This is a genomic window from Prolixibacter denitrificans (assembly GCF_003014495.1).
Classification (GTDB): Bacteria; Bacteroidota; Bacteroidia; order Bacteroidales; family Prolixibacteraceae; genus Prolixibacter; species Prolixibacter denitrificans.
The window spans coordinates 42,572-55,810 of record NZ_PYGC01000008.1 but is presented as its reverse complement, the minus strand read 5'-3'; the positions used below and the strand labels follow the sequence as shown (position 1 = coordinate 55,810).

Annotated in this window: 10 protein-coding genes; 2 read left to right on the top strand and 8 right to left on the bottom strand. The window is 44.9% G+C overall.

Translation table 11 applies throughout. The features are described from left to right. Window positions 1-34 precede the first annotated feature (34 nt). The gene (locus CLV93_RS14560) at window positions 35-892 is read left to right on the top strand and encodes a hypothetical protein (protein WP_106542944.1); all 858 of its coding nucleotides are present in this window, start codon (window positions 35-37) and stop codon (window positions 890-892) included. A 10-nt stretch (window positions 893-902) separates the two neighbouring features. Here CLV93_RS14560 and CLV93_RS14555 read toward each other — a convergent pair whose 3' ends face one another. Together CLV93_RS14555 and CLV93_RS14550 are read right to left on the bottom strand one after the other, a co-directional pair. Beyond that, window positions 903-1,172, bottom strand: a complete 270-nt coding sequence (locus CLV93_RS14555) for a hypothetical protein (protein WP_106542943.1) — start codon at window positions 1,170-1,172, stop codon at window positions 903-905. Window positions 1,173-1,237: 65 nt separating this feature from the next. After that, entirely contained in the window at window positions 1,238-1,660 is a 423-nt protein-coding gene (locus CLV93_RS14550; protein ID WP_106542942.1) for a Fur family transcriptional regulator, read from the bottom strand. A 250-nt stretch (window positions 1,661-1,910) separates the two neighbouring features. Here CLV93_RS14550 and CLV93_RS14545 point away from each other — a divergent pair, with 250 nt between their 5' ends. Beyond that, complete coding sequence (locus CLV93_RS14545) at window positions 1,911-2,540, top strand: peroxiredoxin (RefSeq protein WP_211297862.1); 630 nt, start codon at window positions 1,911-1,913, stop codon at window positions 2,538-2,540. 1,209 nt (window positions 2,541-3,749) lie between these two features. On the opposite strand, the gene CLV93_RS14540 is transcribed toward CLV93_RS14545, so the two are convergent. The 6 genes from CLV93_RS14540 to CLV93_RS14515 all read right to left on the bottom strand — a co-directional run bounded on the left by CLV93_RS14540 (window position 3,750) and on the right by CLV93_RS14515 (window position 13,229). Further along, the gene (locus tag CLV93_RS14540) at window positions 3,750-4,625 is read right to left on the bottom strand and encodes a creatininase family protein (RefSeq protein ID WP_106542940.1); all 876 of its coding nucleotides are present in this window, start codon (window positions 4,623-4,625) and stop codon (window positions 3,750-3,752) included. A gap of 129 nt (window positions 4,626-4,754) precedes the next feature. Then, the gene (locus tag CLV93_RS20280; protein WP_170108965.1) at window positions 4,755-6,545 is read right to left on the bottom strand and encodes a family 16 glycosylhydrolase; all 1,791 of its coding nucleotides are present in this window, start codon (window positions 6,543-6,545) and stop codon (window positions 4,755-4,757) included. A gap of 14 nt (window positions 6,546-6,559) precedes the next feature. After that, entirely contained in the window at window positions 6,560-7,399 is an 840-nt protein-coding gene (locus tag CLV93_RS14530; RefSeq protein ID WP_106542939.1) for a glycoside hydrolase family 16 protein, read from the bottom strand. Between the two features lie 23 nt (window positions 7,400-7,422). Next, window positions 7,423-9,768: a glycoside hydrolase family 3 N-terminal domain-containing protein gene (locus CLV93_RS14525; protein WP_106542938.1), complete on the bottom strand. Its 2,346-nt coding sequence runs from the start codon at window positions 9,766-9,768 to the stop codon at window positions 7,423-7,425. Window positions 9,769-9,887: 119 nt separating this feature from the next. Continuing rightward, on the bottom strand, window positions 9,888-11,642 hold the full coding sequence (locus CLV93_RS14520) for a PKD domain-containing protein (RefSeq protein WP_106542937.1): 1,755 nt from the start codon (window positions 11,640-11,642) through the stop codon (window positions 9,888-9,890). Between the two features lie 51 nt (window positions 11,643-11,693). Then, window positions 11,694-13,229: a RagB/SusD family nutrient uptake outer membrane protein gene (locus CLV93_RS14515; protein WP_170108964.1), complete on the bottom strand. Its 1,536-nt coding sequence runs from the start codon at window positions 13,227-13,229 to the stop codon at window positions 11,694-11,696. Window positions 13,230-13,239: the final 10 nt, after the last annotated feature.

The following is a 13,239-nucleotide window of genomic DNA, read 5'->3' as shown; positions in this document are numbered from 1 at the left end:
GAATATCTTAATTTTACGCCCAATTTGGTCAGTCATGGAAAAGCAAGATATTGAATCGGGAGATGTTTACAAAGAACTTTGTGAAAAGTTTGAACAGGGAAAATCGAAGCGGAATGCGGAGGTTCTAAGGTCTTTTCTGAACGATGACCGCATCATCGATTTTCGCGGACAGCACGCTGAATATCTTCATTTGCGATCACTTCGTGCGGAAGCATTCACCCTATTTGGACACTACCTGAAAGCTTCGCGGGAATACCAACTGGCTGTGCCCTATGCCTCGCAAGCCCGAAAATGGAAATTCCTTCTCCAACAGGGCTCCATGCTGCTGTGGCATTTATTCACTACTCCATCAGCCGAAGCATCAGATGTCTTTCTGAAATGTGAGAAAACGCTGGACAAGGCGATGGAGAATATTCCGGCGGGAAAAGACAAAATCTTTCAGCAAATAACCGTAGCAGGACTGAACGCTTTTCTGAAAGGCCTGAATCAACAAACCAGCGAAGGCGTCAGCCTATTGAAGAAGATGAATTTTCTGCCGGTTCCGATTCCTCAGTACAACGATAAAAATGAGTTGGTAATTCTATTCCGGTATTTTTTCATGGGCATGGCCGTTGCCATTGAGGCAAAGGATCGCCAGTTGCTCCTTCAAATGCTGAAAGTAATTTCGATAGATGACCAGACACTGTATGGGGAGAAAAATCTGTTCCGGTTACTTTGGGAAACCATGAACCAAGCGTTTGATATGAGGCCGGAGTTTGCCGAAGGTTTCAACCAGCTGTTCAACCAGCGGAATCATTTATCGCCGGCATATCCAAATCTTCGGTATTTTCTGGATAATGTGGGAGCCGGCATGCATACAGCACTCGACCTTTTCTTCAGCGAATTCAAATAAGGGGAGGATTTTACAGCGCAATCACACCTTTGATCTCAGCTGCTTTTTCGTACACGTCGATGATGGAATCGGCGTCGGGCATCACTTCCTTGCTGCTGATGGCAATGTAGCGGATATCGCGACTCGTTCTAAATGACAGGTTGTCTTTAGTAGGTAGAAGCTCCTTTACTTGCTCGATTTTATCCGAATCGTTCGGCACGATAAACTTGAAGAAGTAAAGCAAAGGCCACTTTTCCTGCTCCAGCAAAGTTGTTTTCAGTTTCCGAAATTTTTCATCCATGATTGCATGCTGTTTGGGTACAAAATTAACGTCAAAGTCTGTTTTATCAAGTTGTGTCGATATTCTTAACCCAAACCTTTTTCACGGCAGGATGAACAAACACCTTTCAAATAGTAATGGTACTCATCAACGGAAAATCCGTTTAAAGGTATCTCCGGTAACTGGTCACGATCCAACGAAAAATCAAATACACCATCGCAAACCCGACATTTAAAATGGCCGTGTGTGGCCGTGTCGGCATCGTACCTGATTTCGTTGTCTTCAATATTCAAAGCCACCGCGACACGTTTGCTCGTAAACAATTTCAACGTGTTGTAAACGGTCGTCTTCGACAATCCCGGGATTTCGTGCAACAGCTCGGAATAAATCATATCCACGGTCGGATGGTTATGCTTCTCGATGAGATATTGCATAATCTTCACCCGTTTGGGTAGCGGACTGATTCCGTTTTGCCCCAGGAAAGATTTTATTTTCGTGTCGTCAATCATAATTTCTGAAATAATTACAAATTTAAATATTTTTGTTTACATCCTATCACCCCTATCTTTCTCGACAACAGAAGAAAAAACAATCACCAGCTTAATCCCGACAAATATGCTGATTTCTACATATAAATTATCTCTATTACCCCATCAATATTATTCATAAAAATCTCCTTTCAAATTTAAAATTTATACATAATTTTGTAATCGTTACAAATTTTGAAAAACAGTTTATACACATAAAAAAACGAACATTATGAGTTTAGTAGGAAAAAAAGCACCTGCATTCAATGCAAAAGCCGTAGTAAACGGAAATGACATTGTAGAAAACTTCTCACTGGAGCAATTCATTGGTAAGAAAGACGTTGTGTTTTTCTTCTATCCACTCGACTTCACCTTTGTTTGCCCGACAGAGCTTCATGCTTTCCAGGCTAAAATCGATGAATTCAAAAAACGCGACGTTGAAGTAGTTGCCTGCTCTATCGATTCAGAGTTTTCACACTGGGCATGGTTGAACACCGAAAAGAACAACGGTGGTATTAAAGGTGTAAAATATCCTATCGTAGCCGACTTGTCAAAAACCATTTCTGAAGCATATGGTGTACTGGCCGGAGAATACGACCTGGATGAAGAAGGAAATTCAGTATTCAAAGGCGAGCCGGTAGCTTACCGCGGACTGTTCCTGATTGACAAGGAAGGAGTTGTTCGTCACGAAGTAATTAACGACATGCCGCTTGGCCGTAACGTAGACGAAACACTGCGTATGGTTGATGCATTGCACCACTTCCAGCAATACGGCGAAGTATGCCCGGCTAACTGGACCGAAGGTCAGGATGCAATGAAAGAATCAGCCGACAGCGTTGCTTCTTACCTGTCAAATCACTAATTGGGGGAATACCAAATAAGACGTTATTGCAGCTCTTGAGCTTTATCAACCAAATCAACATCAATCTGCAAACAACAATCGTTGTTTAACGCAAACGTCAAGAACTCCATATTTTCGATGAAAGCTGTTCCCATTTTTGAGGGCAGCTTTTTTTATTTCCGCAGCGCTCTTTTTAGCAGAATTTTGTATTTCGGACCGCTTTATTGCTGTTTTTAACAATGCACCTCATAATAATCCTAATTCCTTAATATTCTTTAACCTCCATTAGTTCGGCTTAACCAAAATCCGCTGCATATTTGTAGTGTAACAAGAGCAAGTTTTTTTTCATAGAATTAGGTTAGTTAGGTTAAGCAGGAAAAGGATGCACGCACCATGCATCCTTTTTTTCTTTTTGAAACACAATCAGGCAAGATAGTCCGGAAACTATCTATTAAACTTATTTAACCTCGGTTAAAACGAGTTCACACAAAAACGCGCGACCTTTACAAGTGAAAAGCAGAAACAATTTTTTTCATAAATGTAGGTTTGGTTAGATTGAATCGTAAAGAGGAAGGATGTCAGTTTTGGCATCCTTTCTCATTTTTATTTCACGGTTACCGGAAAGGAAAAAAGAGCGCCGGAAATGGTTTTAGTTTTTATTAGCACACCTTACAACGAGTTAACGCTATCGGTTGCTATCTTGCAAACAACAGGGACAATTTCATAGGATTAGTTGGATTAGTGAAAACAGGGAAAAGAGGCAGTTTGAAAAAAGCTGTCTCTTTTTTTATTCTCCCCACCGAAGGCACAAAATCCGACGATTTCAACTTCCTTAACTTCGGTTATAATAAGCTAACACAATAATGACGCACCTTTGCAGGCGAGATAAGAGTTGTTTTTTCATAGGAATGATTGATTAGGTTAGGTAAAGCTGAAAGGGAGAATCCGATGATTCTCCCTTTTTTTAATGGCCCTACGGGCAAAATAATTTAGTGTGCGGTTCTGTTCAAAAAAGTTCTAAAACTCCGCCTTTTTATACTTTTTAACGCACATTGGTTAGAATAAAATAGAATATTAAAACTCTTTAACCTCGCTTAAAACGAGCTAACACAATTTCGATGCATCTTTGTAATGAAAACAAGGAGCAAGTTTTTTTCATAGGACTAGTTAGTTAGATTAGGTTAGGTTAAGCAGGTTAAAGGATGTCCGCCCGGACATCCTTTTTCTTTGTTACTGTTTCGTGTCCATCGGGTGTTTGGCCTGCTCGTAGAACTTGTTCTGCATCTCGAGAATCGTGTTATCGGCCTTCACTTGCTTCAGCATGGTAACCAATTCATCCACTTGCGCATTCAGAATCTTTTCACCCAGCTCTTTTGTAGCCAGCGAGCCATCGCCGCAATAATGATTCGGATACTTGGCGTACCACCAAATTCCTTCGTAGTCGGAGTCGATTCCTTTAATCCGATCCTGGTCTTTCCCCGATTGAGAAGTCGCTTTGTCCATGTGCACCAAATCGGGACGATGAGCCAACATTACCGATGTTTCCGACTGTCCTGCATGTCCCGAACCACCGGGAACCAGTTCCTTGTTTATTTCTTTATACGCCTCTGCATTTCTGCTGGGCTGGAATAACACGACAGCATAATCCTTTTTCGATGCCAACTGGCTTTGGCAGAAAAACGGAAGAAAACTGCTGTTGCCTCCATGTCCGCTTACCAGCACAATTTTCTTAATGCCGTTGCGACCTAATTCGTCGCAAGTTTCCTGCAGCATATTCCAAATCAGCTTCTGACTGTACGCAATGGTTCCCGGCTGATGCCGTGCCTCAAAAATCTGGGAAAAATAATAAGGAGGAAAAACAATCGCGTACTCTTTCGCGGCAGCACGCAAAACCACTTCCCGCACATCAATCAAATCCGTTCCCAATGGAAGGTGCGGACCGTGTTTTTCCAACACGCCTATCGGGATAATACAGGTAGCATTCGACTGATCAACCGCATTAACATACTGGGGAGCAGTCATCTCTTCCATTTTCACCGGAAGGTTTTGAGCATACAATGAGAAAGTCAAGGCGCAGAGAAGCACCATCAAAAAAACCTTTTTCATGGTTCAGTTATTTAGTTAGTTTACGGGAATGAAAATACCAATTATTTTGAATAACGCCATGAACATAAAGGGAATAAAAACCCCGACCATCCAAGGCCGGGGCTAGCTAAAACAATCCTATGAAAAAATCTATCTTTTGATAAACTGCCCGGCAAACCGTTTATCCCCCACCTGAATCGAGAGGAAATAAACACCGGAGGCAAAATCACTAAGATTCAATTGCAAAGGTCTGCCCAACGATTCGGTATTGAATCGTCTCAACAGACGGCCATTCATATCGTGAATGCTAAGAATAGAAGCGCCATAGCTTTCCTGAGGCAGTTGAACCGATAAAATATCTTTTACCGGATTGGGAAATAACGTAAGCCGATGACTTTTCAGGTCGGTAATGCCTGTTGTGATGTCTTCGCTGGTCAGTTCTACCGGCTTCAGCCAAAATTTACCTGCACCAACAGTTCCCAGCACTCCATAGTTAAAATAAAGGCGCATTCCCTTAATCTGGTCGAGCTTAAAGATATTATCCGGATTCTGACCAAAAATATGGGCATGAATGTGATACGCACCATCGTCATTGGGTGAATCAATCTTCAGCAAGTCGGCTGTATTCACGTTGCCGTTAACATCCACCAATTCGAAACGCATGTTTGAAGGCGCATTTCCCGCCTCGGTTTTCAACTCCAGTACAGCCGTCGATGAGGTTGTCAAATCGTAAATTCCATCGAACGGATAATAGATCGCCGGCGATGCACTCGGATTCTGCACGTCATAGTCCACTTCCAAATCCTCGCCTGCCATCGAAAGCGATATCGTATTGTTGTTGGTCTGGACAACCTGCCAGTTGACATTTCCGCCAACCGTGTGCGGAACATACCACGGATCGCTGGGGGGTAGTTTAACGACAGCCACATTCAGCTTATTCGAATCGTACGTTCCGCAACTAGTCGTTACCGAAACAGAAACGTCTCCCGAAGTATTTCCCCACTGAACAGAGATGCTGTTTGTTCCGTCACCGGAAACAATCGTTGCATCTGCGGGAATCGTCCAGGTATAAGTTGCATTGGGAATATTCTGAGTCGAAAATTGAACGGTATCATCCGCTGTAGCGGTTGACGGCCCCGTAACCGTTGGATTGGGTGGCGTCCCGCTGTACACCCGAACATAATCGACCTCCATAGTTTGCGGGAAAACAGTCGTCGCGTCGGGATTACCCGGCCAGTTACCTCCCACAGCAATATTCAGAATAATAAAAAACGGATTATGGAAGGCTGACAACGAGGCGGGTGTAATATCCAGCGTACAATACAAATTATCATCGAAGTACCACTTAATCGACTGGCTGTCCCATTCGATAGCGTAAACGTGGAAAGCATTAGCCAGTTTATCCGGATTGGTATACGACAAACCGTAATCGGCATTACCATTGTTATACCAGTGTGCCGTTCCGTAAACTGTATTGTCATTGTCACCGCCACCAATCATCTCCATGATGTCCAACTCACCGCAGGCTGGCCACGAAGTACCCTCGAAGAAACTCTTGCCCAGCATCCAGAATGCAGGCCAGATTCCCTGTCCGTAAGGCAATTTCATCCGCGCTTCAATACGTCCGTATGTCCAATATCCACCAGTGTCATAGGTAATCAGTCGGGCCGATGTATAATCGCTCCCCTGATAGCTCTCTTTCCGGGCAGTAATGACCAGATTGCCATCCTTCACCTCAGCATTGGAAAGCCGGTCGGTGTAATACTGGAGTTCGTTATTTCCCCATCCACCGGCACCGGTTTCAAAGCTCCACTTTTGCTGGTCTGGAGTACCGGTATAGTTGAATTCGTCACTCCAAATCAACTGCTCACAACCCTGAGCTGCAACATGAGCTGGAAACCACGCTAATAAAACGATTAAGCCGAACAGGTACTTCATCATCGCTATTCTCTCTGTTATTTACTTTTCTGATAGACTCTCACATAGTCTACATCCATCGATTGTGGGAATACCGAATCGTCGATTCCGTATTTTCCGCCCCAGTCACCACCAACCGCGACATTCAAAATAAGATGAAACGGCTGATCAAACGGCCAGGCTTCGAAGCCGGTATGTTCGTTATTAAAGGTAAAGTATTTCTGATCATCAACAAACATGCTCATCTTTTCATTATCCCATTCGAGGGCATAAACATGGAACTTTTCATGGCAATCGGGCACTGAAATGGTTTTCCCGACCTGCGTTCCGATGACGTGATTATACGCTTTGGTATGAACGGTGCCGTGAATGGAATCCGGATCATAACCCACATTTTCCATGATATCAATCTCACCACTTTCGGGCCAGCCTCCATATTTCCAATCGGTAGATAACATCCAGATTGCAGGCCACAAACCTTTACCTTTCGGCAGACGAGCTTTCACTTCGATGCGGCCACCTAACCAGTCACCTTTGTGAATGGTCCTAATACGGGCCGAAGTGTACTTCTTCCCACCGAAATCTTCCTTCCGGGCGGTGATGGTCAACATTCCGTTGGCCACCTGCGCATTCGCCAATCGTTTATCAGTATAAAATTCCGCTTCGTGGTTTCCCCAGCCACTCTCATTTCCCTGTGTATCGAAACTCCATTTCGTCGAATCGGGTAAACCGTCGTAATTAAATTCATCATCCCAAACCAGATTCCAGTCACCTTTCTTTTGCGGAATAACATCCGCTTTGGTTTCAGCTTTTTTAGTTGTTGTTTGACAGGCTACAACCACTAACAGCAAGAGAATTCCTGAAAAAATCCTTTTCATTTTCCTTTATAATATAATATCGTTTAACGATCGAATGTTTGTGTATTCTTCACTGAAAACGGCACCGTCAGATTTGCTACCGAAGCGACAAATTTTCCTTCCTCCACCACATATTTCAACTGATGATTAACAAAAGCCAAATCACGGGTATTCAGATGGAAAGTAACCGTTTTCGCTTCTCCTGGTCTCAGGTCCACTTTTTCGAATCCGCGTAAGCGTTTTACGTCAGGCGTAATCGAGGCATACAAGTCGGAAATGTATAGCTGAACCGCTTCCTTTCCTTCCCGGTCGCCTGTATTCTTTACGGTTACCGAAATGGTAAAATCGTCCTTTCCATCCAGCTCGGACTTGTTAATCTTCAAATCTGAGTAAGTGAAATCCGTATAACTTAAGCCGGCACCAAATGGGAATTGCGAACCAACATCGCCTTCGTAGTTATACATTCCTTCCATTTTCTTCTGTGCCTCGGAAGGTTTGTGATTGTACACCACCAGAGAGTTCGGATAGCGAGGATAGGTGTAAGGCAATTTCCCGCTGGGATTTACCTTTCCGTACAGTACATCGGCCAGTGCATCGCCACCAAAATTTCCCGGAAGGTAAATCTGCAGGATAGCCTGCATTTGGTCGGCAAATTTGCTAATCAACCGCGGACGACCTTCATTCAGCACCAGAATCACCGGTTTCCCTGTAGCAGACAGGGCTTTTGCCAAAGCAGTCTGGTTATCCGAAATGTACAAATCGTTCAGGTCACCAGGCTTTTCGGTGTATGTATTTTCGCCCAAACAAAGAACAACCGCATCAACGTTAGCAGCTGCTTTCACTGCTGCATCGATATCCACATTTTGCTCTTCATTATAAGTACCATCCATTTTGTATTCCACACCGGGGACATAAGTAACATTCTTATCGCCTGCATGATTCCGGATAGCCTCGAGAATGGTGTTGTATTTACCGGCAAACTCTTCCACTTTTTCGCCCTGCCAGCTGTAAGTCCAGCCGCCATTCAGGGTACGCATCGAGTTCGCATTTGGGCCAGTCACCAAAATTTTCGCATGCGCGGAAAGCGGAAGCACATGGTTATTATTGCGCAACAAGGTGATGGCTTCGGCAGCAGCCTCATACGCATCATTTTCAAATTTCTTTGAAGCAAAATCGGGATAATCGGCCATTCGGGTAACCGGCGTTTTGAAGAGTCCCAACTCGTATTTCACACGCAAAATACGACGTACAGCATCGTCGATACGCGACATGGGAACTTCACCTTCTTTCACCAACTCGGTCAGGTAGTCGCAGAAATCGAAGTTGTAAGGAACCATCGACATGTCGATTCCGGCATTAATGGCCATTTTAACGGCTTCTTTTTGCGTTTTGGCAACTTTGTCCCGGTTGTGCAGGTTTTCGATATCGGCCCAGTCAGTAACAACCAGTCCGTTAAAGCCTAATTCCTGTTTCAGCAGTTTGGTGATAATATCATAGCTGGCATGCACCGGAACACCGTTGATGATGCCCGAATTAATCATGACCGTGTGAGCACCTGCATTGATCGCTTTCTTAAACGAAACCAGGTGACGCTCCCGCAAATCGATTTCCGGAAGCCAGGCCGGTGTGCGATCCTTTCCTGATTTGGCTGCTGAGTAGCCCAGGAAATGCTTCATACACGAAGCCACATGCACCGGATTATCAATATCGTTGTTTTCTCCTTCATAACCTTTAATCATTTGGTATCCCATCTGGGCTACCAGGTATGGATCTTCGCCAAAAGTTTCCCACATGCGGGGCCAGCGGGGATCGATGCCTAAGTCGAGGACCGGAGAAAAAGTCCACGGGATACCGCATGCGCGGGTTTCGTAGGCACTTACTTCAGCTTCTTTACGCACGAGCGTGCGGTTACGGGTAGCCGCCATGGCAATTTCCTGAGGAAAAATAGTTGCTCCGGCGGTATACGTAGCTCCATGAATTCCATCAATCCCGTAAATGATTGGAATACCCAGGCGGGTTTCTTTGGTAGCTACCTTTTGCAGTTGAGAGATAATTTCGTTCCACTTTTGTGGAGTGCGGGCGCGGTTGTTTGCCGTATTTAAAATGGAACCGACTTTGTAATCGACCAATGCTTTACGAACCAGGCTTGTGTCCAGTTGCAAAGGTTCGTCGGACGAAAACTGATTGGGACCTTTGGTGATGACGTCGAGTGTAACCTGACACATCTGCCCCACTTTTTCCTCCAGGGTCATTTTCGACAACAACTTGTCGACTTTAGCCTCCACTTTCGGATCTATTTTCTGCGCAACAGGTACATATTGCTGTGCCTGAATTGAATTCAGCCCACTAAACACAAACAACAAAATCACCAACAACCACTTAAATCTCATAGCCAATATCCTTAAAAATTTAAACCACTTAAAAATTGCTTACGAAAAGGTCCCAAAATTTTAGAAATCCGGAGATGTACGATGACACCTCCGGATATTATTAATCACAAATCCAAATGTTAAAACTGTGCAGATTTAATTCCCTCTACTGACGGACCTTGCAGTTCATCGAAATAGAAATCGAAATCACCGGCGTCATTTCCCGGGTTCAGCATAATACGAACAACGTTATAATAATCGTTGCTGTAACGATCGTCAGTAGTTACGTCACTAGACATCAATGGAGCCAATCCCGGATCCCAAGACAGGTCAGCTGTCGCAGCACCAGCGAAATCGAAGGTAGCTATCTCCCAGGTATTATCACTCTGGATAGTATAGTGAAGTTCAACTCCTGTTTGCCAGGCGTTTCCACCCATATCGGTATTCTCCAACTTCAGCAACACATCTTGCCCTGCTTTTCCATAAACCATAATCTGGAAAGTATGAACAGTACGTAAGTCGAATCGATACCCTGCAGGTAACTGCATGTAGGCATTGGCCCATTGCTGATTGGATTTACTGTAGTGTGCTACATAAGCAGATTTATTCGGGTAGATTTTCGATGGGTTGGGAACAATCTCAACCGAGCAATCCTGTCCCAGAACCGGTTCCATCTGTACTTCGCTGAAATCGTTGTACATCACCATCACATTCGGCTGGAACGGCACATAATCCGGAGAATTCTGCGCCACTTCGACGGTACTGGTTTTCACCTGCTCTTCGTTTGCTTCGAGCGTAGCTGTCACCGTATACGTTCCTTGCCGCATATAGGTATGAGATACCGACTGTGTATAGTCACTTACAGTAACCGGATCACTTCCGTCGCCAAAATCATAGGTTACTTGGCTGATGCTGATTCCTGAAGGTATATCCACGTTAGCCAGAGAAATATCAAATGTATTGGCATCAGCTCCGGCTGCCACATTTAAATCCCACTTAACGGTTGGTTTTACATAGCCTTTGGGGATCAACAGGTAGTGCCAAGCATTACCATCGGCTCCGGTAGTAACCAGCTCGAGTTTATTCTCTGAAATGTCCAGAATTTCATACTTCCCGTCTACCGCACCTACGTCGAAGGTTGGGAAAATAGGAGTCGGACCGTTCATGATCAGGTACTGCTTTCCATTCTCGGTAGAAATAGACCAGCTACCCGGCTCGGGAGTGTAGTCAACTGTCAAATCGCCACCCGCATCAACAGGGTTTGAATAGAATGAGACGCCCGACTGATAGCTTTTAACAAAGGACTTTCCATGGTTGGTATAAGTAACCACAAATCCGTTGAGTTTGAAATTCAGCTCATCGTCATAAGCACCAAAACCGCTTTTATCCATAGGAGCTGCACTCCACCATGTCGTTCCGTCAGAACCTGCCGGACCAACACCGTAGTGCCCCTGAGCCAATGAATCGGCCACCCAGGTTTTGCCGTTCAGGTTATCAACACCACCGGAAAGGGCTATGATAGCCGGATCCTGGAAGTAAGCATAATCGGTTGTTTCCTGTGTATATTCTTTTGTTACAGATGCAGAACCGCCCGAAGTATAAAGCGTCAAAGTAACCGTGTATTTTCCAGATAACGGATAATACGGAGTAACAGACTCTCCTGTTCCCTTATTTCCATTACCAAAATCCCATTTGGCAATTCCGGTAATATTGGAAGTATTGGTAATTACCGGATGAAAGTCATCCGCTCCCTGAGCAATTGTGAAAGACAACTGATCAGCCGAGGGCTTGGGCCCGAGTTGCGGACCGTCTACAACCTGAGGGTCGCATGACGTAAATGCCAGTGCAATAGCTCCCAGGATGAATATATAATTGAATATCTTATTGATTTTCATTTCAAATCAGTATTAATATTTCAAATAAGAATCGATAAATCAGAACACTGCTTAGTAGCCCGGATTCTGTTCCAGGGTTCTATTGGTGTTGTCAATTTCAGACTGCGGAATAGGCAAGTACTCGTTACGGCCCGATTGCCAGTTACGATCACCCAGTACAGATGATGCACGTCCGGTACGAACCAGATCCCAGTAACGCTGACCTTCGAACGCCAGTTCGAAGCGACGCTCTTTCCAGATAGCCTGTACCAAATCAGTTCCGGTTGCTGTTACAGCAGGGAGTCCAACGCGGTCACGAACCTCGTTCAGGTAAGTCTGAGCTTTGCCGTCGTTACCACTGCGGGCATAAGCTTCTGCTCCCATCAGCAGTACATCCGAGTACCGAATGACGCGAACGTTGTTTGGGTAGTTGATCATCGGTTCACCGTCAGGAGCTACATTTTCCTTCAGCGGCGCATTTTTCCGGACAAAGTACCCGGTGTTCTGATAACCCGGCTTGTACTTAATCTGCTCACCACCGTCAAGCGTTGCGTTCATCATACCGGTTTCATCCATGGTACCGTCCGATACATCGATGATAGAGTATTGGAAACGCGGGTCGCCTTTCATATCGTTAGCCAGTTTTTCGGTTACAGGAGAGAATCCCCAACCAGCCTGGAAAGTAGGTCCGTTATAGTCGCGCATACCAATCATTACAGTAGCGATGTTTCCTTCGCCGCCTGGCAGCCACCCCCAGTCTCCCCACTTGGAGTTGTATGAGTGCTGAATTTCAAATACTGACTCAATATTGTTACGTCCTGCGTTGGTAAAGATCTGGCCATAATCCGGTACCAAATCGTATACGCCAGAGTTCACAACATCGTCAATCAGGTTAGCCACTTCCCCCATGCGGGCATCATCGTTTTCGAATAAGATAACGCGGGCCAGCAACGATTCAGCGGCACCTTTGGTGATACGTCCTTTCTCGCTATCCGATACCGTTAAAGGAAGATCAGGAATCGCTTCAGTCAAATCTTTTTCAATCTGAGCATAAATATCTGCGGGCGCGCTCTGCGGATAGTCATATTCCGATGGCTTCAGCGTTTTCAGAATCAATGGAAGATTTCCGAACCAACGCTCCAGCTGGAAGTAATAGAAAGCTCTCAGGAACTTAACCTCAGCAGTCGAACGCTTGGCAAAATCGTCAGAAACGGTTGCTCCGGGAAGCTTTTCCATGAACAGGTTAGCACGATAAATACCACTGTAATAGCGTCCCCAGATACTTGCCTGCGGCCCTAATGTTGGGGTCAGGCTGAAATTATCCAACGCCACCCAGGCAGGCTGGTCACCGGCGTTGGCACCGCCGGCATACGCGTCGTCAGAAGCAACATTTGCGAGTGTTTCTTCAGGGATATACCCCTGATAACCGCCCCATTGCAATACGTCGTATACAGCGACCATTGCATCATACATGTCCTGTTGATTCTGGTAAAAGTTCTCTTCAACCCGTGTGTTGAGCGGCTTCATGTCCAGGTAATCGGAACATGACGTAGAGAACAGGATCACCAGGGAGAAAAGGGCAACTTTGAGAATATTTTGAATTTTCATCTTTCTTGTC